Raw genomic sequence first — 23,680 nt, 5'->3', positions numbered from 1 at the left:
CATGGACCACCACGCCCCCGATACCCGAGAACAGTTCAGTGCCCACATTCCGGCTCTGCACTTGCTTCACCAACTCGGTTGGAATTACATCAACCCTATCGATGCCCAGGCATGGCGCGATGGCAATCGCGAAGTACTGTTGCGCCCACGCTTGATCGAAGCGTTAAAAACACGCCGCTTCGACTATAAGGGTGAAAACCATCTGCTCTCGCCCAGTGCCATCGACCAGATCATCCGCGAACTCACCGCGTTGCCGCTGGGTGAGGGGCTGCTGGCTGCTAACGAAAAGCTCTACACCAAACTGGCTTTCGGCATCACCGTTACGGAATTCATGCCCGACGGTAAGAAGCATCAGGCCACCATTCCAATCATTGATTGGCGCGAACCAGCCAACAACCTGTGGGACGTCACTGACGAGCTGGAAGTGTTGTCCGCCCACGGCACCCACACGCGCCGGCCGGACATCGTGTGCTACGTCAACGGCCTGCCGCTTGTGGTGATCGAGGCGAAGCGTCCGGTATCCCATGCGGCCGGTAACACTCACGGCCTAAACCCGATGGTGGCCGAGGGCATCAGTCAGCACTTGCGCAATCAGCGGCAAGATGAAATCCCGCAGCTGTTTGCTTATGCGCAACTACTGCTATCCATCAGCCACACCGATGGCCGCTACGGCACTATCAATACGCCAGCCAAGTTCTGGGCACGCTGGCGCGAAGAGCAGTTCACTTCGGAAGATATCGCTGCGCTGAAGAACAAAAAGCTTAGTGTTACATCGCGTGATGCCCTGCTGCGCGACAAGCCCAACGATGTGCGCAACGCCTGCATCGAGCTGTGGTCCAAACCGATGCTGCCCAGTGGGCAGGATGATTTGCTTACTGGCTTGCTAACTCCCGCGCGGCTGCTTGAATTTTTGCGTGGTTTTGTTTTGTTCGACCGCAAGGCCGGCAAGCTGGTGGCGCGCTACCAGCAATTCTTCGGCATCCGCGCGTTGTTGGCGCGCATCCGCCTCAAGCGCTCAGATGGTGGGCGTGAAGGTGGCGTGCTCTGGCATACCACTGGCTCGGGCAAAAGTTTCACGATGGTGTTTCTGACCAAGGCGTTGTTGCTGGACGATTCCGTGAAAGAATGTCGCGTTCTGGTGGTTACCGATCGCGTGGACTTGGAAAAGCAGTTGTCGCGTAACTTCGCCACTAGCGGGGCATTCGGCTCGGCTATCGCGACCAAGAAGGAAGGCGAGCGCAGCAAGGCCACCACCGGTCGTGACCTGGCGAAACGCATCGGCAGCGGCACGGAGCGCATTACCTTCTCGCTGGTGCAAAAGTTCACCACAGCGTCGCGCTTGCCAGAATGCCGCAACGATTCGGCGGATTTGATCGTACTGGTGGATGAAGGTCACCGCAGCCACGGCGGCGAAACGCACGAGCGCATGCGCAAGGCGTTGCCGAAGGCATCATATATTGCTTTCACTGGTACACCGTTGTTGAAGGCGGAAAAGACCGCCAACAAATTCGGTCCGATCGTTCACGCCTACACGATGCAGCGCGCAGTGGAAGACGGCACTGTCGCGCCCTTGTTGTATGAGCAGCGTGTGCCGGAATTGGATATCAACCAGGCCGCGGTGAATCGTTGGTTCGACAAGATTACCGCTGGCCTGACCGAGCGCCAGGCCAGCGATCTGAAAAAGAAGTACGCCAGCCGACAGGCCGTTTATGACGCAGCTAACCGTATCGAGCTGATTGCCTGGGACATTGCTAATCACTTCGATCGCAACTTCAAGCAGCTGGACGCCGGCTTGAAGGGGCAATTAGCCACCAGCAGCAAGCTGGACGCGATTCGCTACAAACTCGCGTTGGACGAAACCCATTTGGTGAGCAGTGCCGTCATCATGTCGCCGCCGGATACTCGAGAAGGTAACAGCGACGTCGATGAAGACACGCTTCCGGAGGTGCAGAAGTGGTGGAAGCAGAACATCATTGACAAGAAGGTGGATCCAGAGCAGTACGAAAAGGACACCATCGATGATTTTGGTGGCGACGGTGAACCGGACTTACTGATCGTGGTGGACAAGCTGCTCACCGGTTTCGACGAGCCGCGCAACGCGGTGCTTTACATCGACAAGCCGCTGGAGGGACACAACCTCATCCAGGCGGTGGCTCGTGTGAACCGACTGCATGATGCCAAGCGCTTCGGACTATTGGTGGACTATCGCGGCATTCTGGAAAAGCTCGATACCGCCATCCGCGATTATCAGGATCTAGCCCAACGCACGTTGGGCGGCTTCGATGTGAATGACCTCGACGGCTTGTACGCCAGCTTCAGCACTGAATACAAACGCTTACCCGGGCTTCACAAAAAACTATGGTCGTTCTTCAAGGACGTAGTCAACAAGCACGACCGCGAACAGTTCCGTCAGGTATTGACGCCGCGCTTCGCGGCCGATGAAGAAGGCAATGAGTACGATCAGCGACAGAAGCTACGCGACGACTTCTATGCGGCACTTACCGAATTCGGCTTGTGCCTGCAAACCGCGCTGTCCTCGCGTAGCTTTTTTGAGGACAAGAGTTTTTCCGAGGCGACCATTGCCGGTTATAAGCGTGATCTAAAGTTTTTCTCAGAGCTGCGTCATGAAGCTCGGCTGGCGGCGTTGGAGACGGTGGACTACTCCACTTACGAGGAGCAAATCCGCAAGCTAGTGGACAAGCAGGTGATTGGAAGCCAAGTGCGCGACCCAGCTGGCTTGTATCAGGTGGATAAGCTCGGGCAGCCAGAAGATCCAGAAACTTGGTCAGAAGAAAAAGCGCGCAATGAGGCGGACATTATCCGTACGCGCATCCGCAAGACCATCGAGCAGGACTTAGCCGACGACCCGTATGCGCAAAAGGTGTTTGGCGAGTTATTGCGTCAGGCCATCGCCGAGGCCGAGGCGATGTTTGACCACCCAGTCAAGCAGTACGCGCTGTTTAAGGACTTCGAGGACAAGCTAGCCTCTGGCGACACGCCGGGAATACCCGAAGACTTCGACGATAACCGTCAAGCTAAGGCTTACTACGGCATTCTGCGTTTGAACATCGGCGACGAGGCTTTTGATTCCCTGGCGCTGGAGCAGCGCGATCAATACGTCCAACTGGCTAGGAAAATCGATCATGTCGTACGCGATGCCATTGCCGAGAACTCGCTCAATCCGCAGAGCATCGAAGCCGCCATCCGCAAGCAATTACTGCCAACGCTGTTTAATGTACTTGGCCTCGACAAAGCACGCGAAGCGGTAGAACAAGTGGTGCAGGTGGTTCGCACCGGGATGAGTCGCTCTTGAGTGCTGTTCCCGTCGCCATCCAGCGGATGGTCTTGCCCTATGGCGATACTCGCATTGCCTTCGACGTGCGCAGGCAGCCAGGTCGCCGTCGCCAAAGCGTAGCTGTGCACGTTGAGCCGAATGGGTGCGTACTTGTTGATGCTCCTGTTACTGCCAATGATGCAGAAATTCGGACGGCCTTGAGTAAGCGATTGCGTTGGGTCCACGATAGGCTTCAGGAAATCCATGAACGCCGCAAGCACGTGTTGGTACGTGAATACGTCAGCGGAGAATCGGTGTATTACCTTGGTCGCCGTTACCGGTTAAAAGTACTTCCGAACACAGAAGAGCCGGCCGTTCGTCTCCGCGGTGGCTACCTACAAGTGGCCGTTGGCAGCCGCAACCCGGATGCCGTGCGTTTTGCGCTAGAAGACTGGTATCGGGAACAGGCTCGACGTGTCCTTGGCGAACGTCTGCTGGAGGTGTGCCAGCAATTGCCGTGGGTCAGAAAGCAGCTCCCATCCACTGCACTGCGCACGATGTACGCGCGCTGGGGCAGTTGCTCACCGCAAGGTCGCTTGACCCTGAATCCTGCCTTGGTTCGCGCACCCCGTGAGTGCATCGACTATGTGCTCATACACGAGCTTTGCCACCTCAAGCGACACGACCATAGCCGCCACTTCTACCGCCTGCTGGATGCTTATGTTCCAAGCTGGCAGCGTATTAAGCATCGGCTGGATGGATTAGCTGAAAAAATTGCGCTTTGAACCATAGATTGGCCAATTCATGCAAAGCACGACGAGATTGTGCAGCTACCTCGCCAAGAGCCGCTTGAACTCCAAGTCCACGATATCGGCGAACGTCGTAGGTGTCGCGTAGGCGCGAGCAACTAGCATCGATCCGTAGACCATCGCCATGAAGGCTTCGGCTTCTTGTCGAACGGAATGGCGCAATTGAAAGACGCCGAGCTGCGAGCCGGTGCTCAAGACGGTCTCAAGCCAATTGGTCAGCGCGCGAAAATGTGCGCGCACGGCGTCGGCCAACTCGCTGGGTAGTGTCGGCATCTCGGCCGCGAGCATCCCCGCGACACAAAAAGGCGCCGACGCGTCAGCGATGCATTTTTCCCAATAGCCGGTGTAGGTGAGAAGTTGTTGCTGGGGATCGACGCCCGCGTCAGCGAGCGCTCGTGCGTGTTGTTCGATTTGCGCGCGTGACTCGTCCACGACGGCCCGCGCCAGGTCGGCCTTGGCCGGAAAGTGGTGGTGAATGCTCGCCTTGCGCACCTGGACCTGATCGGCGACGTCGGCATAGCTGAATCCGTTGTAGCCCCGCGTCTGGATGAGGTAACGGGCTGAATCGATGAGCTTCTGCTGTGTCGTCATGCGGCCATCCTACCACTAGGTAGGCATATCGGAGACGCCCAGCGAGTCAGGCTGACGGCTCAAATTCAGCGTTGACGTATTATCTACCTACTAGTAGGATGGCGCTTCATTCGACTAGGAGCGCTCATCATGACGTGGTTACAGCAGTTCTATTTTCTTCGGGCCGGCGTAGCCGCAGCATGGATCTCGCTGGTCGTCATCACGGCGCCCGCGTCATTGCCGCTCGCAGGCGCATTGCTGGTGCTCTATCCGGCGTGGGACGCCTTCGCGAACTGGCTGGATGCACAGAAAAGCGGCGGCCTTGCGCTCAACAAAGGCCAAACGTTCAACCTGATCGTCAGTGCCATCACCGCCATTTGTATGGGCGTTGCTGTGGGTCTGCACGGCAATGCGGGTGGCGTTCTGGTGTTTGGCAGCTGGGCGCTTCTCGCCGGTATCTTTCAGTTGGCCGTGGGCATCTCGCGCCGAAAACTCGGCGGGCAGGCCTTCATGATGATCAGTGGTGCGCAGTCGGCGCTCGCGGGTGTCATCTTTATCTACCAATCCTTCCGTGTCGCGCCCGGTCTTGTTCAGTTGACTGGCTATGCAGGGTTTGGCGCCTTTTACTTCTTGGCTGCAGCTTTGTGGCTGACCTTCAAAAAAAGACGCGCGGCACACGCTGTGTCGTGATGCTCGTCTTTTGAATACGCAGATTCGGTGTGCAATCCGCAGACGTCAGGGGGACGACGGCTCGAGGAAATTCGCAAGATGCTCAGCGATAAGTTGGGGTCTTTCGAGGATCGTCATATGCGAGGTGTCCGGCAGCACGGTCATGCGCGATCCGGCGATCTGCTCGTGCATCACGCGGGCGCTGGCCGGTGGACAACTCGGATCGAGCTCGCCGACCAGGATTTGCGTGGGGCAGCTGATCTCGCGCAGCCGATCGGTCAAGTTCATACCGGAAATCATCTCCCACATGGCGGCGTGGACTTGTGGATCGCGAGCAAACAGGGCTTTGCGAACCCGATCGAGGATGTCAGGCCGGGTCTTGATCGTTTCAGGCGTAAACCAACGCTCGGTGTTGGCTTTCAATACGCCCGTCATGCCCTCGCGTCGTGCGGTCTCGGCGCGATCACGCATAGCCTCGCGGACCACGTCCGGAAAGGCGGAAGCCGTACTGACTAGAACGAGGGTGTGGAGTAGTTCGGGATAAGCCAGTGCGAATGTCTGCGCGATCATGCCGCCCACCGAAATGCCGACGATTTGCGCGCGCTCGGCGCCGCTGGATCGGACGATGTCGGCGAGCAGGCCCGCGGAGCGATCAAATGTCCAATCGTGGATCGCTCCTGGGGTGTCGCCGTGACCTGGAAGGTCGTACGCGATCACGTCGTGGCGATCTTGCAACGCCTCGATTTGGCGATCCCAAAAGGTGAGATCCAGCCCAACCGGATGGATCAGGATCACCGGCCTTGTGCTCCGAGGGCCGGTCCGGATCATATTCACGTGTTTTGCGGAGATGAATTCGCTCATAGGAGTAGTGCCCGACGTAATTGGGATCGATCAGACGAGTGATGCGGTGCATGGCGTGCTGTTACGCCGAGACGAACTCGCGAACGAATCAAGATGGGACGGTCACAGCACCTACTCTTTAAAGCCCAGATGGGTATCGCCGAAACCCGACGAATACTTCAGGCCAAGCCAAGCATTCGGTCAAACCCGATATGCGCGACCCAGATAAGCGCGAAGCTGCAAGGCAGCGGCGATGCCATGGCTAATCCACATAGCGCCAACACACCAGGTGAAACGTAACTGTGGCCGATGTTATAGACGGCAGCACCTACCGAACGATTAATCAGGTAGCCCAGCATGCTGAGATCGGGAACCAAGAACAGCAATGCGAACATTCCCCAGTGACCAGAGAGCTTCGCGTAAACAACGATCGCGCCAACCATGATGAGAAGTGCTTCCCATCGCAAAAGGGTTTTGACTTTGCCTGTGGTGGCGCCGACGCGAAGCGGTGTCATCGCATTCAATGTCTGAGTCGTGGCGTTCATGAGCGCTCGCTAAGCTGCCGTGAAATCCATCCACAGGATTAGCACGCCGAAGATGGCGATGAGAGCGGCAGATATCGAGGCGGCACGCTGTCCTTTTCCTGCTGCTGTCGCCGCGCGATTCGCTGCACGCCAATACAGCCAGGCTCCTCCAAGAACCAACGCAAGTTCTATAACGGCCGATACCGACGGGTGTCGCCACAGCCCAAAGCCAAACGTCGGAAAGTTGCCGATATTGCCGGGCAGGATAGGAAGGTCTGCGCGGTGAACGAATAAGTCCAAGAACCAATGCGATGCGGCAACGAGTCCAATGACGATGCCCGAGCGTCGTCCCCAGAATAGGCCGCAGAGGCAACCCAGCACTATCGACAATATCGCCATGCCGGCGAACGAATGGGTGTAGTCGGCGTGGATGATCAACGCTCCGTATCCGCCATGTGCATCGTCGGCCTTTTGTACCGTCTCGATGCCTGCCATAAAGAGCGGCACGAACACGATATCCAGCCAAACGGTTGCCAGCATCAGCGCCCAAAGAGGCGTTGTGGTCTCGCGACTTTTGACGGCGGCAGCAAAGCCAAAATGACCGGCGATCATGACCGGCCTCCGCGTTTCCGCGGCTTCGACCACGGCACGCGCGCGTCGACCAAACCAACGACGACCACGAACAACAGTACGCCCAGGATGAACTGCACGTCGGTCTCCTCATGCCGTATCAACGTGCTTGAAGCCTAATAGCGTTAGCCTTCGACGTCAAACCTTAGAAGACCGGGTTACGCCGCGCAATATGACCGACACGCCGTTCTCGAACGCAGCGTCCAGTCCACCGCCGAGGCGAAACGCATTCGCGTTTTCCATCGCGATGAACCCATTTACGAACGGCACAAGCACCCGCGCCGCAGCGAACGCATGATCCTTGCCGGCCAACGCCGCGAGCGATGGCAGCAACGGAGCCACAGCTGCAGCCCGTGCCAACGTACCCTCTTCAGTGGGAACGGAACGAATATCAAAGAGCAGCGAATAGCCGTTCGGGTTGCTCCTCGCGAAGCGTCGAATCGCGTGCGCTTGACCTGTCAAAGTCGCCTTGGGGTCGTCATCGATCACCAATTTACTGAGCTTTCGGGTAAGTTCCGCGCACAAATGAAGCTCCACGGCACTTAGGAGGCTAGCGCGATCTTTGAAACGTCCGTAGAGCGACGGCGCGCGGATACCCACCGATTCGGCGACATCATTCATTGAAAATCCGTCTCGCCCTTCGCGTTCAATCAGACGGCGTGCGGCCTTGACGATTTGCGCTTCGGTGGTTTTAGGATGTGCGGGCATGGCGCGAAAAGGTTAACTCAAACGCGCACTGGGAGCTTTGAACGCGCCATTAAGGAAAAAGGGCAGAGTGCTTTCCCAAATTGGAAATTCACTCTGACCTCTTTTGAAGAGCATCAGAAAGCGTTGTTGTGGTGGGCCCACCAGGATTCGAACCTGGAACCAAGGGATTCGCGTGTTCCGAAGGTTTCCCTTCAGCGCGGACTATCTCTTCACCCTCCGACGTGTCGGGTGGGGTGCGGGACGCTCGAGCCTGTTATGAAGGACGCTGAAGTCCTCAGGTAGTCTCTGCACCTTCCAGCGGTGTACCACTGGCTTGGCTCAGGGTTGCCATCGATCCGCGCGAACGCGTCGCTAAGGTTTCCCTGAATTCATCCCGTTCCCGTTCACGCATTACTGCATGACGGCACCTTTTTGATGAGTCCCCTGCTCTAACCGTTGAGCTATAGGCCCTTTTGTACGTTTTGCTCAGGCCTCGACCGAATGGGCGATATCCGAGCAACGCCTATGATAAAGCAATGAATTCGAATTTGTGCTGCGTGAGGTGCGGGGGCGCACGGGGAGGCAGGCAGCGTAATTTTGTTCCCGCTTACGTAAACACGTTGGGCGATTTACAGCATCGAAGCGGTGCGGCGCAGGGTGTCTAGCGTCGAGGCGAATTGGCTGTGTCTGGCGGCACATTCTTTCGTCATGGTTCTGGGACTAGGCTCGAGATCCCCATCCCCATATGTGGAGTATTTGCATGAGCACTGAAGCGATTGCCAAGCGCTTGGTTGAGTTGTGTCGCGAGGGTAAGTACGAGCAGGCGCAGCGCGAGTTGTATGCGAATGATGCGGTGAGTATCGAGCCGGAGGGTTTGCCGCCGGGCATGGCGCCCAGCGTGAAGGGGCTGGAGGCGATCTATGAGAAGACGCGCCACTTCCAAGGGACGATCGAGGAGCTTCACGCGAATCACGTGAGTGATCCGGTGGTGGCGGGTAATTGGTTTAGTTGCGAGATGACGCTGGATCTGACGATGAAGGGTGTTGGGCGTAGGGTGATGACGGAAATCTGCGTTTATCACGTGAAGGATGGGAAGGTGGATCGGGAGCAGTTTTTTTACGATGTGCATTGAGTGCGTCGAGGAGTTCGCGCGTGTTGAACAGTGATTTTCGTGCGCGCTGATTTTTGCTCCCTCCCCTACGTGCAGTAGGGGAGGGGGTTAGAGACGAGGGTCGGGGTGCTCTCTGCATGGTTTGTCGCGAGGTTGGCCCCTCACCCCGGCCCTCTCCCCGGAGGGGAGAGGGGTAAATAAAAAAGCCCCGCGTTGGCGGGGCTTTTTTTGTGGTGCGATGTGCGTTCGATCAGTCGATGTCCAGGAACGAGCGCAGTTGTTCGGAGCGGCTGGGGTGGCGCAGTTTGCGCAATGCCTTGGCTTCGATCTGGCGGATGCGTTCGCGGGTGACGTCGAACTGCTTACCGACTTCTTCCAACGTGTGATCGGTGTTCATGTCGATGCCGAAGCGCATGCGCAGTACTTTCGCTTCGCGCGGCGTGAGGCCGGCGAGAACGTCGCGCACGGTTTCGACCAGACCTGTTTCCGTCGCCGAATCGATCGGCGAGCTGGCGTTGGTGTCTTCGATGAAATCGCCCAAGTGCGAATCTTCGTCGTCGCCGATTGGGGTTTCCATCGAGATCGGCTCTTTGGCGATCTTCAGCACTTTGCGGATCTTGTCTTCCGGCATGTCCATTTCTTTGGACAGTTCTTCCGGCGTCGGCTCGCGGCCAAACTGCTGCAGCATCTGACGGGAGATGCGGTTGAGCTTGTTGATCGTTTCGATCATGTGCACCGGAATACGGATGGTGCGTGCCTGGTCGGCGATCGAACGCGTGATGGCCTGACGAATCCACCACGTGGCGTACGTGGAGAACTTGTAGCCGCGACGGTATTCGAACTTGTCCACGGCTTTCATCAAGCCGATGTTGCCTTCCTGGATGAGATCGAGGAATTGCAGGCCGCGGTTGGTGTACTTCTTGGCGATGGAGATCACCAGACGCAGGTTGGCCTCCACCATTTCTTTCTTGGCGCGGCGTGCTTTCGCCTCACCGACCGACATGCTGCGGTTGATTTCCTTGATGTCGGTCAGCGGCAGGAACAGTTTCTTTTCGATCGAGGCGAGCTTTTCCTGCTCGGCGTCGATGTGCTCGCGGTGGGTCTTGATGTTCGGCGACCACTTCTGGCGCTTGCGGCCCAGCTCTTCGGCCCACTCGAGGTTGCCCTCGTTGCTGGGGAAGGCTTTGAGGAATTCGGCCTTGGGCATCTTCACGTGCTTGACGAAGATTTCCATCAGCACGCGCTCGTGATGACGGATGTCGCCCACAACTTCGCGCAGCTTGCGCACGAAGCTGTCGATCAGCGCGGACGGCAGCTTGAGCTTGAGGAATTCCTCCGCCATCTGGTCGCGCAGCTTGGTGACTTTCTTGTCGTTGATGTCGGTCGCCTTGGGGGCGGCCTTCTGGAATTTGCCGTAGTAGTCGCGCAGCAGTTCCATGCGGCGCTTCACTTCTTCCGGATCGGGGCCGGTGGGGCCGGCTTCTTCATCGTCGCCGGAGGCTTCGACGTCGTCTTCTTCGTCTTCGACATCGGCATCGGCAGCCATCACTTCGGCTTCGGCCAGGGCGGCGTCGGCAGCCTGCTCGAGGTCGGCGAAGCCGGCCAGGATTTCGCTGAGGCGGCGCTTGCCGTCCAGATGCTGGTCGTACTCTTCCAGCAGCAGCTCGATGGTCAGCGGGAAGCTGGCCAGCGCGGTCTGCACCTGGGTGAGGCCTTCTTCGATGCGCTTGGCGATGGCGATTTCGCCTTCGCGGGTCAGCAGTTCGACCGTACCCATTTCGCGCATGTACATGCGCACGGGGTCGGTGGTGCGGCCCACTTCGGCGTCGACGGCGGAAAGCAGCGCGACGGCTTCTTCGGCGGCGGTTTCATCGTCCGAGGCGGCACCGGGGGCGTTGTCGGCCAGTGGGTCGGCATCGGGGGCAGCGTCGTGCACGTCAATGCCGACACCCTTGAGCACCGCCATAATGTCTTCGATCTGCTCCGGATCGACGATGTCGTCGGGGAGGTGATCGTTGATTTCGGCGTACGTCAGATAGCCCTGCTCCAAACCCTTGGAGATGAGCGCTTTAATTTCCGACTGTTGCTCGTGGGCTTTGCTATTCATACCGTCCGCCGCGGGAGTGGAACTGACCAGTATAGCTAGATGCTGCTTTTTTGACCAGTTTCAAGTGAAAAAATTCAGGGGCACGAACACGCAAAAATCGCGCCAAAACACGGGTTTCGGCGTATTTTCTGATGAGTTCGAGCGATTCATTCGCACGCTGCTGGCTTAACGCGTTTCGAGCCAGAACGTTACAGGGCCATCGTTGACCAGATGTACTTCCATATGGGCTCCGAAGCGTCCGATTTCCACTGTTGGATGCGATTTTTTTGCGAGCTCGACCAAGCGTTCGAACCATTGTCGGCCGTGCTCGGGCGGCGCCGCGCTGGTGAAGCTGGGGCGCATGCCTGAACGTGTGTCCGCCGCCAGGGTGAATTGGCTGACCAGCAGCAGGCCACCGCCGGTATCCGTGAGGGAACGGTTCATCTTTCCGGCGTCGTCGCTGAAGACGCGGTAACCGAGCAGGCGTTCCAGCATCCGTTTGGTTTGCGTCTCGCCGTCGTCGGGCTGCACCGCAACCAAGGCCAACAGGCCCGGGCCGATGGCGCCCACGGTTTCGTTCTCGACATCGACGCGCGCGGAGAGAACGCGCTGGATCAGGGCGATCATGCAGGGTTCGCGTGGTGGAGCTGAGGCAACTGTGCAAGGGAACGGACGACGGGTAAAGAGGCTGGCGTGAAGTCTTACGTTAGACAACGGCAGAAGCGGGCAACGCTTGAGTGGTGGGCGGGTTGTCCGGCGCACAGAAGATGCTCGCCAGTCCGGGGCGGCCCCTTTACCCTTACGCGTCCTTCCTCAACCGGCCGCGCCATCGTTCATGCGTCCTGATATCTACATCGTCTATCTGCTGCTGCGCCTGTTTGGCCTGTTGCCACTGCGTGTGCTGCAAGGCGTCGGTGCAGGGTTTGGATTGCTGGCGCTGCGGCGTGGTGGACGGATGGCGCGCTATACGGCGGTCAATCTGCAGATTACGCGGCCCGAACTCGATGCGTCGGCACGCGCGGCGTTGTTGCGCGAGGCGATGGCCGAAGGCGGCAAGTCGATTACCGAGATCGTGAAGATCTGGGGCGCTGGCGCCGAGCGTGCGCTGGGTTTGATACGCGAGGTTCGTGGCGAAGCGTTGTTCGACGCGGCGTTGGCGTCGGGCAAGGGCGTCATCATCGCCGCGCCGCATTTGGGCTGTTGGGAGCTGCTCAACTATTGGCTGTGCCGCAAGACGCCGATGGCGATTCTTTATCGTCCGCCGCGCATTGCTGCGGTGGAAGCGTTGCTACGGAAAGTGCGCGGCAAGCTGGCGCCGGAACAGGTGCGCGCCGAAGGTGCGGGTGTGCGCACGCTGTACAAGCGGCTGGCTGGCGGCGGGACAGTGGGCATTTTGCCGGATCAGAAACCGCGCGAAGGCGAGGGTGAGTTCGCACCATTCTTCGGTCGTGAAGCGATGACGATGGTGTTGTTGCCGCGCTTGGCGGCGCGCACGGGTGCCACGGTGTTGTTTTCGTTTGCCGAACGGTTGCCGCGTGGCGAGGGGTATCGCATTCACTTTTTGCCGGCGCCGGAAGGTTTGGCTGATGCCGATTTGCCGGTCGCATGTACGGCGCTGAATCGTGGTGTGGAGAACTGCGTGAATATCGCTTTTGCGCAGTATCAGTGGCATTACAAGCGGTATTCGGCGGATAACAGGCCTAGTCCGTATTGAGTCGGGTCTCTATTTGAGCTGTGCCTTGTTGTTGAACGGCCGCGCAGACCCGAGGAGCGCTACAGCACCTCGCCGTCATTCCGGCGTAGGCCGGAATCCAGGCTTAATAAATCGTGCGAAGCACTCGAAATTGATTTTCGGGCCTTTCAGATGCACGTCGACACTGGATCCCGGCCTGCGCCGGGATGACGTTTAGGGAGGGTTTTGCGTTTTTGGGAATGTATGTGAATGCCTAACCCTCAAGCGGCGGGTAAGCCCTACATCAACCTTCACCTTTCGACTCAACCCTGCGCAAAAACACCGTCATCTCTTTCTCCGCCTGCTTATCACCACGCTCTCGCGCAACAGCAACACCTTGCCGCCAAGCCTCGGCAGCACCCGCCGCATCATTCCCCGCAAGACACGCTTTGCCCAGCAACTTCCAGGCAGCCGAATAGTTCGAATCAAACTGCACCGCACGGCGAAATTCATCCGCCGCAGCAACATGATCGCCGCGCTCCAGCAACGCATTCCCCAACGAAAACCGCAACAACGCACCATCGCGCGGGCCGCCGCATTGCGCGCGCAGGCCGGCGATCAGTGCGTCATTCACGGTTGTGAGCCGTACTGGGAGTCGGTAGCCGCGGGGAAAACCTGCGGCGGTTGCGGTGGTTCGGTGGGCGTGTGGCCCGTGCGTAAATTCGCCAGCGTCTGCGCCGACCACACCACGACCCACGACGAACGGAACGGCTGGATCAGCAGCGCATAACGCTGTGCCGAGGCTTCCACTTTTTCGGGATGCGTCACGACCAGGCCATCCGGATGCGCTTCGGCGAATGCCTGCAGCGCGTGACCGTCGCGAAGCTCCGTAATGGGCTGCGTCAGTCGTCCCGCAAAATGAAATTCGCCTTCGTAATTGCCTTCGATGGCAATCGGATGGTGCGTCGATTCCGCATTCGCAAGTAGCGCCGAAGTGGGGCTCAAATCGTAGCGATGCCACACCGTCAGCGTGAACAACGTATTGAGCGCCAGCACGCCGAACAAACCGGCAATCGACAATCGACGCGTCTCGCCGCGCATCGGAAGCAGCAGCAAGCAGCCCATCAACAGGAACGCAATACTGAAAGTGCGGCTGTAAGCGGAGACGCCATCGAACCACAAACCGTGTAGATGACGGTCCGCAACCAGATACGGCATCGCAAACAAAAAGCCCGCGAACGCGATGCTGCCCAGGCCGATCAGCCATGTGCCGAGCCAGTAATTTTCAGCAAACGCATTGTTGCGCTCGCGTAGCACCGCCATGGCGCCGGCCAGGAGCAACATCGCGCCGCTCATTTCCGGCAGCAGGTAGTACCACTGCTTGCCGCTGACGATCGAAAACACGATAAACGTCGGCACCAGCCAGCACAGTGCGAAGCGCACACCCGCATCTAGTGGCTTGCGCAGCGTCGCCAGCGCAACCCACGCACGCGGCCATGCGCTGAATGGAAATAGCAGCAGTGGCAGCGAAATGAAGTACCAGCCGAACCAACGCGGATGACTCTGCAGCTTCTGATCGGTCTGCACGCCATTCACCACGCGCCCAGCGGTCTGCGTGAAGAACAAGCGATGACGATACGCATCGCCGCCGCTGAAACCCGCGGGAATCGCCCACGCCAGCAGCATGGCCAAGCCAAGCAGAATCGACAAACCGCCACGCGTGTACCAGCGGCTGCGGTTATCGCGCGCCCACTCGTTCCACAACGGGCCCAGCAGCCACGGGAACACGATGTGCAACAGCATCACCGGGCCCTTCGTCAGCAGGCCCGCACCTATCAGCAATCCGAACAGCAGCCAGCGCGGTTCGGCGCGACCGGTTTTCGGTGTCAGGCAAAGCAGCGCGCCCAGCACGCAGTCGACGAGCAACACCTCGTACATGATCTGCAAGCCGAAGAAGAACGCATACGCCAGCGCCATCGCCATCCACGGCACCACGCCGGCGGCCCACGGGCGCCCCGGGAACAGGCGTCGTGCCAGCACCCACAGCAATACCATCTGCACCACGCCGAACATCACTTCCAGCATGCGCGGCCAACCATCGCCGACGCCGAACACGAACCAGCCCGCGTGAATCAGCCAGAACAGCAGCGGCACTTTTTCGCTATAGGGCTCGCCGTTGATGTACGGCACCAGCCAGTGATGCCCTTGCCACATCTCCCACGCCACGGCGAGCGTGCGGGTGGAGTACAGCGGCATCGGACCGTGAGAGAAGATCGCCAGCAAAACGACGACAGTCCATAGCGGCAGCCATGGCCACAGTCCGCGCAAATCTTTGGAACGGCGAATGTTATTGGTCGACACGAGTTGTCAGGCCATCCGTCTGTGGTGGTCGTGATTCTAACGAGCTACGAGCGTGAACTGGCTGTCTAAGCCGGTCCCCAGTAGCCAATGCGCCGGCGCAATTTGAGCTTACGCCAAAAATTCAAAGGCTTGGATTTGCGATTGCGGCCGCCCGCAGCAATAAACGCATCGATCGCCTCCAGCACGCGTTCGCTGGAATGGCCATCGTGATAGGGGTGAATGGCCTCGCCAAAGGCCTTGATCGCCTGCATCAGCTCCGGCGGGCGCGACAACGCGCGTTCAATCGCCGGTTCGAATTGGGAGGGATCGTCGATGTCGATCAGCTGCGGACCGGGCGCGCGATTCTTGAAGGTCACCACCGGCTTGCCCGTAAGCAGAAATTCGCTCAACGCGGACGAGGTGTCCGAGCACATCATGTCGACCTGCGGGAACAGTTCGAGGATGTTGTCGTTCTCGGCGAAGGTGAGGTATTCGTTCTGCAGCGCCTTGAACTTCGCGCGCGTTTCCGGATTCATCTTTGGGTGAAACGAAACGATCCAGTGCCAACGGCCGTCGCGCGAGAGGCGCTTTACTTCCTCGTACAGTGTTTCCGCGGCACTCCATGAAGGCGAGAACGTGGAGTGGTAAAGAATGACCGGCGGTTTGCGCACGGGCGGAAGCGGACCGGCGATTTCTTTCAGGAACGGATCGAGCTTGGGCCAACCCGTTTCGATCACCGAGAAATGGCCGAGTTTTTTTGCCAGCGCGCTGAACTGTTCGGTATCGCGCGGTCCGGTAGTGCAGTACAGATCGAAGAAGCCGCGGATATAGATATGTCGCGGTTTTCCTGCGTTGAAGCCGTGGAACGTTTCCACTTTCACGCCGGGGAAAAAGTGCGGCAAGTGATTGCTTGACGTAATGACCGCGATTGGATTCCAGCGGCGCACTTCAGCCACCGTCAACAAACGCTCGCCCTCGACCAGATCTTCTGCACCGGGGCCGTCGAAGAACCACGCGGTTTCGTCGCCGCGTGCGCGGATCGCTTCCTGGATCGGGCGCAGGATGGCGAGCGCGTAGCGTTCGGAGCCGTACAGAAGATAGTGTTTTTTTAGCGCGGGCTTTGGCATCAGTGATCGAGTCCGCTACGGGTCAAAGCTTCCGCGGCCGTCTCGCGAGAAGCAGGATTTTGCAGCATTTCGTAGTAACGCATGCGCTTGTAAACAGCATAGTTCGCGGCCGTCTGCGAGATGGCGTAACCTCGCCAGCCGTCGAGAAAGCCCAGCCGCAACAGATAATCCTTGATAAACGCGAGCATGAAGACGAAGGGCGTCTGCCACATGCGCGCGGACTTTTTCTTCTCCAGCCAGTCACGGCACTTCAGTTCCGAATACAGCAACACCTTGAGCTGCTTCTCGACCAGGCTGGGGTTGTTGTCGTGCAGGAACGGCGCGTTGAACGTGACGGACGCACCCTGAAACTGCAGCGACTCGTGCACGCGCACGTCGCTCCAGCGCGCGCGGTCACGGTGATAGAAGCGCGCCATCTTTTCGCCAACCGCCGGGCGATACCAGCGCATCGGCTTGCCCATGTAGATGAGATGCCGGCGCAGAATCGCCGCCGCGGCATCGCCTTCCATCAGCGCGGGAAGCCGCTGTTGCAGTTCGTCGATCAATGCGTCGGTGAGGAATTCGTCCGCATCCAGGGCGAGAATCCACGGATGACTGCACTGTGTTGCAGCGAAGTTACGTTGCGGACCGAAACCCAGCCAGGTCTGATGCACCACGCGCGCACCATGTGCCTGGGCGATGGCGACGGTGTCGTCCGTGCTGCCGCTGTCGACCACCAGCTTTTCAGCCGCAAACGGCACGCTGTCGAGGCAGCGCGCGATTTTCTGCGCCTCATTGCGCGTGATCACGACAAGGGTGAGCGGGAGAGTGGGGGCCATGACCGCATTCTAGCGGAATGCCCGTTTAACGCCGTGGATCGCAACCTCTTGCATGGTAGTCGGGGTAAAGTGGACGACGGAATCACCGCGCAGGTGCACGAGCGCCGGTTCATTGCGTTTCAGGTGTGTTTGGGCAAGATGCGCGGGAAATTTCGGGCTGGGCCAATGGATGCCGCACGAAACGGGATCGCCTTGTCTGCCGTACACAAGGCGCGATGACGTGGTGCCGTTGCTATCAGGAAGTTTTGTACCAGCATGCCAATGACAAAGGCCAACAATTCCGTTACTCCCGGGCAGCGTTTCCATCTGCAGGCCGATTTGCCCAGATGGGTCTACGGCTGGCTGCTGCTGGGTATGTGGTGGTTGCTGGTGGGTCTGGCCGCAAGCCCGGTCGGCGACAAAGTCTGGAATCCCGGAAAGCCCTATCACGACAGCCTGATCGTGCTGTTCATCGCGCCTGCGCTGTGGTGGGTGTGGAAGCGGCGTGGTGAATTCGGGCGGCGTCTGCTCGGCGACATCGATGGACGGCTGCTGCTGGTATTTCTCGCGTGGGCCAGCCTCTCGTCGATCTGGGCCAATTACGGTCACGTCGGCGACATGTTTTTCAATGCCGTCTACATCGTGCTGTTCGTCATCGTCTGGGCCGCGGTGGTGGCGGGCAATCCACTCTGGTTCCGGCGGCTGCTTTTCTGGGCGGCGATAGGTTTGTCAATCGTGGCGCTTGGCGCGATGACGATTTTTCCGTCGCGCGTGCTGCACACGCTCAGCTGGCAAACGGAAGGTCGCGTCGTTGCGTTTGGTGCGCTGGACAATCCCAATCTCGCCGCGTTTGCTTATGGCGCGGCGATCATGTGGCTGACGCAGATCGCTGTGCGCACACGGTGGATGCACGTGCTGCAAACCCTCGCGCTGGTGGTGATGGTCATCTTCGTCATCATGACCGACTGCCGCTCGGCATGGCTGGCCATTTTGGTGGCGCAAGGTTGCATGTTGCTGGCGGCGCGGCATGGGCACGTGAAGCTGCGAGCCCTCGTTATTCTTGCGCTATCGCTTATTGCCGTGGCGTTTGGCGGCTGGCAGTACGTGAAAGAGCGCGGCATGTCCTACCGCCCACAAATCTTCAAGCAAGCCTGGGGCTGGATCGAGCAGCATCCGTGGCGCGGGCTTGGTGAAGGCAGTCACTACACGATTCAAGTCGCCGATCAGCTCTGGACGCACAGCCACAATGTTTTCACGCACACCGCGATAATGGTGGGCATTCCGGGTATGTTGGTGTTTGTGGCGCTGTGGTTGATCGTAGGCTGGCGCGCATGGCTGTTTCGGCATATCTCCACCGGCCGCTGTTTGTTGGCGGTGTGGGTGTTTGCCACTGTAGCGTTCCAGTTCGATGCGCCGGAGTTGATGCAAAAGCCGAGCGTGGAATGGTTTCTTGGCTGGTTGCCGTTGGCGATGAGCATGGGTTTGGCGTGGCGCGTTCGTGATAGCAAGTGTCGCGATAGCCAGCGCCGCGGCAGAACGGAGATGCCTGCATGACCGTTGCGGCGAAACCGCAAAAGGTAACGTTGATCGTCATCACCTATAACTGGCCGGCCGCGCTGGCGCAGGTGTTGAACAGTGTTGCCCGGCAAACGCGATTGCCGGATGAAGTGATCGTGGCCGACGACGGTTCCGCCGATGACACGCGGCAGCTGGTCAAATCGATGGCGGCAGTGTTCCCGGTACCGATTCGGCACATCTGGCAGGAAGACCTCGGTTTTCGTGCTGCGCGGTGCCGCAATCTGGGTATCGCTGCGAGCAGGGGCGATTACATCGTGCTGATCGATGGCGACATGATCCTGCACCCGTCTTTCATCGCCGATCATCTGATGCTCGCCGAGCCCGGCTATTTCCTGCAGGGCGGGCGATTCAAGACCACGCCCCGTGAAACAGCGCGCTTGCTCGCGGGTGGCCGTCCTGTGTTTGCGCCGTGGGCCGATGTCGACTTTCACGTTTTCGACGGTATTCGGCGCATCTATTCCTTCCGCGCGCCTGCCCTTGCTCGATGGAAGGCGAAGGGCAAGAACGGCGGCCGAGTGATGAGCTGCAACATGAGCTTCTGGCGCAGCGATCTGCTACGCGTCAACGGCTTCGATGAGCGCATGGAAGGATATGGCGCTGAAGATCGCGAGCTGGTCGCGCGTTTGGAAAATGCCGGGCTGCGTCGCCGTCAATTGAAATGGTGCGCGTTGGCGGCGCATTTGGAGCATAAGACGCGCGCGCAAGTCGATGTCAACGACCTGAGCTTGCCGAACAATCGGATTTATCACGCGACGATCGAGCAGAAAATTACACGTTGCGAACTCGGTATCGACAAGCATTTGTCTGATCCGGTGATTGCGTCTTGATTTAAATCGGTGTGGTTTAAATCCGCCTGTTCTTCAAGACATCACGCGTTTTGCTTGTTGGGGTGCGGGCAGCCAGACGCTATCCGACCGGGATAAAGCCCAGAAACGTCATTCCGGCGCAGGCCGGAATCCAGTCTAAATACGTCGTGCGGAGCACACATCATTGATTGATGATGTCCGGCACTTCTTGCAGCGTAACGCCACTGGATTCCGGCCTGCGCCGGAATGACGTCACAAGACTTTGTTATGTATGGGCAAGATCTCAGTCAGGGCGTTGCCTACGCGCCGAGCAAACTCAGCGTGGTTTCGCGCGAACCAATCGCGTGCACGATGACCTCTGTCGCGCAGCTCTTCGTCACTCATCTGCATAGCGTCTTCGATCGCGCGTTCCATCGCCGCTTCATCGAAATGCCACGTAACGGTATGCCCCATCGTGCCAGCTTCACGACACGCGACGAGCAGGCCGCGTTCAGCCGAAACAAGCTCATTCATCGGCGGCGCATCGACGGTGATCACAACAGCGCCTACGCCCATGCCTTCTACGACGTAATGCCCCCAACCTTCCGCTTCCGAGGGGCACAGGTGGAAAGCATGTGCATTCTGAAATTCCCGTAATGCCTCGGGCGCAATGTATTCGACGCAATGACGGATATTGGCTTGCGCAGGTCCTGGCGTCGCGCACACCGGATTTTGCAGAACGGTCAGCTGCGGCCACTCCGGATGTTTGCGCCATAACGCCAGCAATCGCTCAGTGCCCTTGATGCGGCTGCCACCTGCCAGATGAAAGAAACGGCGCGTACGTGGCACCTGCGGGTCATAGTTGTCATCGCTGTCGAAACCGACAAACGATGTTGTGCATCCCATGTCCTCAAAAAGCTTTTGCGCGTAGCGCGTCTTGGCCCAGACATGATCCATGCGGCGCAAGTGGCGAGCATCCTTGGAATCGAACCATTCCGGATTCGGCAACGCAATGTTGTAGCGCGCCAAGGGAAGATGCAGCGGCCACAGGTGTTCGAACATGATGTTGACGTCGTACGGCGCCCGCCCGCGCATCCGCGCCCATGCATGTCGCCAGTGACTGAAAAAGACGCGCCGTCCGCGCCCATAACGCCAGCGCAGTTGTTCGTCTTTTTCACCAAGCGAAGTGACATGCACGTCGCAACCGTTTGCTTTCAGTGCATCGGTCAGCAATTGGGCGTCGCGTGTCAATCCAAGTCCGTTGTCACGGACGACCAGATTGACGCGAAGCGGCGCGCGAGTATTCGTCATGCAGCATCGCGCTTGGTGGATGCCGATGCCGCAGCGGCGGCGATCGCTTCGAGAAAGTGCTGGCGGAACGATCGATCGTTCGCTTCATACCATTCACGCGCAGCATGACCGAGCGATGCCTGCTCCTCTCGCGACATGCTTATGCAGCGCTCGATCGCGCCGCGCATGGCATCGAGATCGAAGTCGTAAAGTGTCGCCAGTTCCTGCGTGCCTGCGTCATGCGCATGCACGACGACACCGCGGGCAGGCGTAACCAATTCATTCATCGGCTCGGCGTCGGTAGTGATGGTTACGCAACCCGTGCTCAGGCTCTCAATCAGCGAATGACCGAAACCTTCGGTCTGCGATGGGCAAAGATGGAACGTGCTGGCGTTGTGCAGCCGGCGCAATTCTTCCTCGGGCAAATAGTCGCGAATCAGATTCACGTTCGCAGGCATCGCGGGCAGTTCGATATGTTTGCGCCGCCATACCGCCGTCAACGACGGCCATTCCGGATGCTGCGCCCAAAGCTCAAGCAAGGGCATCGTGCCTTTGTTGCCACTGCGACCAGGCCCATGGAAGAACGTCGGTTGCCGCACGACATCCGGGTCCAGATAGTCGTTGCCGGTAAAACCGATAAACACGGTGCGGCATCCAAGCGAGCTGAAGATGCGCTCCGCGTGCCGGGTTTTCGCAAAGATCAGGTCGATCTGCGTCAACTCGCGCAGCCATTCTTCGCGGAACCATTCCGGATTGGGAATCAGTATGTTGACGTGCGCCTGATCGAACGATTCCGGCCGCACATGTTCAAGCATGATGTTGATGTCGTAGCGTGCATTGAACGTTCCGCTGAACCAGCCGCGCACCAGACGACGAATCCGTGCATACAGGCGCCGCAGGCGATTGCTGAGACGGCTGCGATGACCCAGGCCGGTAATCGTGACGTCGTGGCCGCCCTCACGCAGCAACGTGGCGAGCAGGTGCATGTCGCGGCTGAGGCCGGCACCGTTGTCGCGTGCAATGAGGTTGATGTTGCTCATGGTCTGCCGTGTGCGTTCTGTGAATGGATCAATCACCGGTCTCGTCATCATCGGCATTTGCCGCCGGGACGCAACCGGGTATGACGGCATCGGCCTTGAACAGCCACCAATTGCGCCGGTTGGCATGACCCACATCGATGGCCTTGCTGCGGTCGACGCAATGACCCATCGCGGGTTCCTGCACGAACAGCCAGCGCGTCGCGGGTGCCGCAACTTGCCATTGCGTCGCCTGCGTAAACTGCTGCGATGTCGGTGCGCTGAAACCGAAATCGATAGCTGGCCGATCGAGCATCAGCAGGTTCTGCTCTTTCCAGTCGACCAGCCCGATTTCGTCGTGATCGCCCAGGTGCGCACGCACGTTGGCCATCAAGCCCGCCGACGAACTGCTGTCATTGAGCAAGGGATAAGCCCAAAGGCCCCACACCACCCACAAGGCCAGCATGCCGCCAGCCAGCGCCCAATGCGCGCGGCGCAAGCGGAAGAATGCGAGCAAGATCCATTGCGCGGCGCCGATGACGATGCACATCCACCAAAGACAGTTTTGGGGGCCGTCGAATCCGCGGGTGTAGGCAAGTTTTGCCGCAAACGCCGGATGCGTCGTCAACGCATACATACCAAGCGCCAGCAGTGCGGTACCCATCGCGGCAACGAACAGCGCACAAAGCAGGCGCAGCCAACGCGCGTTGAGCATCTCTTCAAGATAAGGCGCCGTGATCAGCGCAAGCATCGGCACGATCGGAAGAATGTAAACATCGCGCTTGCCGGCCGATGCACTGAAGAAAACGAGCACTAGTACCATCCAGCCCAACGGCAGGAAAATGCGTGCGTCCTTTGCCTTCAGCGCGCGCCACCAGCTCGGAAGGCTGCCCGGATACGTCAGCGACAGCGGCAGCCACGCGTAGACCATAATCGGCAGGTAGTAAACCGGCGATTGGATGTGATGCCATGCGTGCGCGTAACGTCCCGCCGTCTGATGGAAGAGGATGTTGTTGACGTACGCGGCGTAGATCGGGTTATCGGCGTGAGCATGAGCGATCAGCAACATCGGCACCAGCCACAAAGCGATCGCGATCAACGTGGCAACAAGACCCAGCGGCCAGCGCCACCATGCGCCTGCTCCCATGGTTGCAACGCCGTTCCAGCCGCGAAGCGTTGCCCATACGTACGGCAGCAGCATGAATAGCGCGAGAAAACCCACGCCTTTCGTGATAACGCCGAGACCCGCGCAGAAACATCCGAACCAGAACAGTTTCCAGTTTGGTCCGCAAAGCAGATGTCGCAGCAGGCCCCAATTGGCAGCGGTGATGAAAAACACCACCAGTGGATCGATCTGTGCACGCTTGGCCTGGAACACGAACTGGATGCACATCAGCACGGCCATCGCCGCGTACATGCCCGTTTTGCGATTCCACAACCGTCGTCCCAGGTCATACACCAGCAACAGCGTGCCGAGTGCGGATAACAGCGATGGCAGTAAAAACGCGACGCGCCAGTTACGTACGATTTCGAAGCTCGCCGCTTCCAACCACATCAGCATCGGCGGTTTGTCGGCGTAGAGTTCGGTTCCGCGATGCAGGAACAGCCAATCGCCGCTTTCGACCATCTGCTTGGCCGCAAGCGTGAAACGCGGTTCGTCCGACGGCCACGGATCGCGCAGGCCGATGCCAATGCCGAGCATCACGATCGCGAACAGCATCAACAGCCAGAACTGGCGGCGTTCGGAGACTAACTCCCTCTCCGCTTTGGGGAGAGGGTTGGGGTGAGGGGCCGTGCTAGCCATAAATACCATTACTTCGCGACGGTGTTTTAAAAAAGCTGATTGAAGGCGATGAGGCTCATCGCAAGATTGAC

21 protein-coding genes are annotated in these 23,680 nt (G+C 58.9%); 7 read left to right on the top strand and 14 right to left on the bottom strand.

Going from position 1 to position 23,680, the window contains the following annotated elements; translation table 11 throughout:
- The first annotated feature begins 1 nt into the window (after position 1).
- The gene (locus EKH79_RS12055) at positions 2–3,313 is read left to right on the top strand and encodes a type I restriction endonuclease subunit R (RefSeq protein ID WP_126674075.1); all 3,312 of its coding nucleotides are present in this window, start codon (positions 2–4) and stop codon (positions 3,311–3,313) included.
- Positions 3,310–4,059, top strand: a complete 750-nt coding sequence (locus EKH79_RS12050; protein WP_233590292.1) for a M48 family metallopeptidase — start codon at positions 3,310–3,312, stop codon at positions 4,057–4,059. The genes EKH79_RS12055 and EKH79_RS12050 overlap by 4 nt, the downstream gene beginning before the upstream one ends.
- A gap of 45 nt (positions 4,060–4,104) precedes the next feature.
- Here the strand turns inward: EKH79_RS12050 and EKH79_RS12045 are convergent, their stop codons facing one another.
- Entirely contained in the window at positions 4,105–4,674 is a 570-nt protein-coding gene (locus EKH79_RS12045) for a TetR/AcrR family transcriptional regulator (RefSeq protein ID WP_126674074.1), read from the bottom strand.
- A 129-nt stretch (positions 4,675–4,803) separates the two neighbouring features.
- On the opposite strand from EKH79_RS12045, the gene EKH79_RS12040 reads away from it, so the two are divergent.
- On the top strand, positions 4,804–5,343 hold the full coding sequence (locus EKH79_RS12040; protein WP_126674073.1) for a DUF308 domain-containing protein: 540 nt from the start codon (positions 4,804–4,806) through the stop codon (positions 5,341–5,343).
- A gap of 45 nt (positions 5,344–5,388) precedes the next feature.
- On the opposite strand, the gene EKH79_RS12035 is transcribed toward EKH79_RS12040, so the two are convergent.
- The 4 genes from EKH79_RS12035 to EKH79_RS12020 form a co-directional block, all read right to left on the bottom strand.
- Positions 5,389–6,183, bottom strand: coding sequence for an alpha/beta fold hydrolase (locus EKH79_RS12035; RefSeq protein WP_126674072.1), 795 nt, complete (start codon positions 6,181–6,183; stop codon positions 5,389–5,391).
- A gap of 158 nt (positions 6,184–6,341) precedes the next feature.
- On the bottom strand, positions 6,342–6,707 hold the full coding sequence (locus tag EKH79_RS12030; protein ID WP_199754272.1) for a DUF4260 domain-containing protein: 366 nt from the start codon (positions 6,705–6,707) through the stop codon (positions 6,342–6,344).
- A 9-nt stretch (positions 6,708–6,716) separates the two neighbouring features.
- A complete protein-coding gene (locus tag EKH79_RS12025; protein ID WP_126674071.1) occupies positions 6,717–7,298 on the bottom strand; it encodes a permease in 582 nt (193 codons plus the stop codon).
- Positions 7,299–7,454: 156 nt separating this feature from the next.
- Positions 7,455–8,024 (bottom strand): TetR/AcrR family transcriptional regulator, encoded by a 570-nt coding sequence (locus EKH79_RS12020; RefSeq protein WP_126674070.1) that lies wholly within the window; start codon positions 8,022–8,024, stop codon positions 7,455–7,457.
- A gap of 739 nt (positions 8,025–8,763) precedes the next feature.
- Between EKH79_RS12020 and EKH79_RS12015 the strand changes: the two genes are divergently transcribed.
- Complete coding sequence (locus EKH79_RS12015) at positions 8,764–9,135, top strand: nuclear transport factor 2 family protein (protein WP_126674069.1); 372 nt, start codon at positions 8,764–8,766, stop codon at positions 9,133–9,135.
- Positions 9,136–9,364: 229 nt separating this feature from the next.
- On the opposite strand, the gene rpoD is transcribed toward EKH79_RS12015, so the two are convergent.
- Together rpoD and dtd are read right to left on the bottom strand one after the other, a co-directional pair.
- Positions 9,365–11,221 carry an RNA polymerase sigma factor RpoD gene (rpoD, locus tag EKH79_RS12010; protein ID WP_126674068.1) on the bottom strand — a complete coding sequence of 619 codons (1,857 nt, stop codon included), beginning with the start codon at positions 11,219–11,221 and terminating at the stop codon, positions 9,365–9,367.
- A gap of 165 nt (positions 11,222–11,386) precedes the next feature.
- On the bottom strand, positions 11,387–11,827 hold the full coding sequence (gene dtd, locus EKH79_RS12005; protein ID WP_126674067.1) for a D-aminoacyl-tRNA deacylase: 441 nt from the start codon (positions 11,825–11,827) through the stop codon (positions 11,387–11,389).
- A gap of 208 nt (positions 11,828–12,035) precedes the next feature.
- Between dtd and EKH79_RS12000 the strand changes: the two genes are divergently transcribed.
- The gene (locus EKH79_RS12000) at positions 12,036–12,914 is read left to right on the top strand and encodes an LpxL/LpxP family acyltransferase (protein WP_126674066.1); all 879 of its coding nucleotides are present in this window, start codon (positions 12,036–12,038) and stop codon (positions 12,912–12,914) included.
- A gap of 262 nt (positions 12,915–13,176) precedes the next feature.
- Here EKH79_RS12000 and EKH79_RS11995 read toward each other — a convergent pair whose 3' ends face one another.
- The 4 genes from EKH79_RS11995 to EKH79_RS11980 all read right to left on the bottom strand — a co-directional run bounded on the left by EKH79_RS11995 (position 13,177) and on the right by EKH79_RS11980 (position 17,157).
- A complete protein-coding gene (locus EKH79_RS11995; RefSeq protein WP_126674065.1) occupies positions 13,177–13,506 on the bottom strand; it encodes a hypothetical protein in 330 nt (109 codons plus the stop codon).
- Complete coding sequence (locus EKH79_RS11990; RefSeq protein WP_126674064.1) at positions 13,503–15,233, bottom strand: ArnT family glycosyltransferase; 1,731 nt, start codon at positions 15,231–15,233, stop codon at positions 13,503–13,505. Before EKH79_RS11990 ends, EKH79_RS11995 begins: the two co-directional genes overlap by 4 nt.
- A gap of 65 nt (positions 15,234–15,298) precedes the next feature.
- Positions 15,299–16,339, bottom strand: coding sequence for a CDP-glycerol glycerophosphotransferase family protein (locus tag EKH79_RS11985; RefSeq protein WP_126674063.1), 1,041 nt, complete (start codon positions 16,337–16,339; stop codon positions 15,299–15,301).
- Complete coding sequence (locus EKH79_RS11980) at positions 16,339–17,157, bottom strand: glycosyltransferase family 2 protein (RefSeq protein WP_126674062.1); 819 nt, start codon at positions 17,155–17,157, stop codon at positions 16,339–16,341. Before EKH79_RS11980 ends, EKH79_RS11985 begins: the two co-directional genes overlap by 1 nt.
- Positions 17,158–17,412: 255 nt before the next feature.
- Between EKH79_RS11980 and EKH79_RS11975 the strand changes: the two genes are divergently transcribed.
- The gene (locus EKH79_RS11975) at positions 17,413–18,690 is read left to right on the top strand and encodes an O-antigen ligase family protein (protein WP_126674061.1); all 1,278 of its coding nucleotides are present in this window, start codon (positions 17,413–17,415) and stop codon (positions 18,688–18,690) included.
- Entirely contained in the window at positions 18,687–19,541 is an 855-nt protein-coding gene (locus EKH79_RS11970; protein ID WP_126674060.1) for a glycosyltransferase family 2 protein, read from the top strand. Before EKH79_RS11975 ends, EKH79_RS11970 begins: the two co-directional genes overlap by 4 nt.
- 231 nt (positions 19,542–19,772) lie before the next feature.
- On the opposite strand, the gene EKH79_RS11965 is transcribed toward EKH79_RS11970, so the two are convergent.
- From EKH79_RS11965 to EKH79_RS11955, 3 genes are read right to left on the bottom strand one after another with little or no spacing between them, the layout of a single operon-like run.
- The gene (locus tag EKH79_RS11965; protein ID WP_126674059.1) at positions 19,773–20,810 is read right to left on the bottom strand and encodes a glycosyltransferase family protein; all 1,038 of its coding nucleotides are present in this window, start codon (positions 20,808–20,810) and stop codon (positions 19,773–19,775) included.
- Entirely contained in the window at positions 20,807–21,829 is a 1,023-nt protein-coding gene (locus tag EKH79_RS11960; protein ID WP_158621235.1) for a glycosyltransferase, read from the bottom strand. The genes EKH79_RS11965 and EKH79_RS11960 overlap by 4 nt, the downstream gene beginning before the upstream one ends.
- A gap of 28 nt (positions 21,830–21,857) precedes the next feature.
- On the bottom strand, positions 21,858–23,609 hold the full coding sequence (locus tag EKH79_RS11955) for an ArnT family glycosyltransferase (protein WP_126674057.1): 1,752 nt from the start codon (positions 23,607–23,609) through the stop codon (positions 21,858–21,860).
- Between the last annotated feature and the right edge of the window lie 71 nt (positions 23,610–23,680).

It is taken from the genome of Dyella dinghuensis (assembly GCF_003977615.1).
GTDB lineage: Bacteria > Pseudomonadota > Gammaproteobacteria > Xanthomonadales > Rhodanobacteraceae > Dyella_B > Dyella_B dinghuensis.
This window is presented reverse-complemented; position numbering and strand designations above follow the sequence as displayed.

Bases quoted from the DNA above. Each gene is read 5' to 3' on its own strand.
- EKH79_RS12040 (WP_126674073.1), top strand. From the start codon at position 4,804: ATGACGTGGTTACAGCAGTTCTATTTTCTTCGGGCCGGCGTAGCCGCA.
- EKH79_RS11960 (WP_158621235.1), bottom strand. From the start codon at position 21,829: ATGAGCAACATCAACCTCATTGCACGCGACAACGGTGCCGGCCTCAGC.
- EKH79_RS12020 (WP_126674070.1), bottom strand. From the start codon at position 8,024: ATGCCCGCACATCCTAAAACCACCGAAGCGCAAATCGTCAAGGCCGCA.
- EKH79_RS11985 (WP_126674063.1), bottom strand. From the start codon at position 16,339: ATGCCAAAGCCCGCGCTAAAAAAACACTATCTTCTGTACGGCTCCGAA.
- EKH79_RS11970 (WP_126674060.1), top strand. From the start codon at position 18,687: ATGACCGTTGCGGCGAAACCGCAAAAGGTAACGTTGATCGTCATCACC.
- EKH79_RS11965 (WP_126674059.1), bottom strand. From the start codon at position 20,810: ATGACGAATACTCGCGCGCCGCTTCGCGTCAATCTGGTCGTCCGTGAC.
- EKH79_RS12030 (WP_199754272.1), bottom strand. From the start codon at position 6,707: ATGAACGCCACGACTCAGACATTGAATGCGATGACACCGCTTCGCGTC.
- EKH79_RS12035 (WP_126674072.1), bottom strand. From the start codon at position 6,183: ATGAGCGAATTCATCTCCGCAAAACACGTGAATATGATCCGGACCGGC.
- EKH79_RS12015 (WP_126674069.1), top strand. From the start codon at position 8,764: ATGAGCACTGAAGCGATTGCCAAGCGCTTGGTTGAGTTGTGTCGCGAG.
- EKH79_RS12000 (WP_126674066.1), top strand. From the start codon at position 12,036: ATGCGTCCTGATATCTACATCGTCTATCTGCTGCTGCGCCTGTTTGGC.
- EKH79_RS12055 (WP_126674075.1), top strand. From the start codon at position 2: ATGGACCACCACGCCCCCGATACCCGAGAACAGTTCAGTGCCCACATT.
- EKH79_RS11980 (WP_126674062.1), bottom strand. From the start codon at position 17,157: ATGGCCCCCACTCTCCCGCTCACCCTTGTCGTGATCACGCGCAATGAG.
- dtd (WP_126674067.1), bottom strand. From the start codon at position 11,827: ATGATCGCCCTGATCCAGCGCGTTCTCTCCGCGCGCGTCGATGTCGAG.
- EKH79_RS12025 (WP_126674071.1), bottom strand. From the start codon at position 7,298: ATGATCGCCGGTCATTTTGGCTTTGCTGCCGCCGTCAAAAGTCGCGAG.
- EKH79_RS11975 (WP_126674061.1), top strand. From the start codon at position 17,413: ATGCCAATGACAAAGGCCAACAATTCCGTTACTCCCGGGCAGCGTTTC.
- EKH79_RS12045 (WP_126674074.1), bottom strand. From the start codon at position 4,674: ATGACGACACAGCAGAAGCTCATCGATTCAGCCCGTTACCTCATCCAG.
- rpoD (WP_126674068.1), bottom strand. From the start codon at position 11,221: ATGAATAGCAAAGCCCACGAGCAACAGTCGGAAATTAAAGCGCTCATC.
- EKH79_RS11955 (WP_126674057.1), bottom strand. From the start codon at position 23,609: ATGGCTAGCACGGCCCCTCACCCCAACCCTCTCCCCAAAGCGGAGAGG.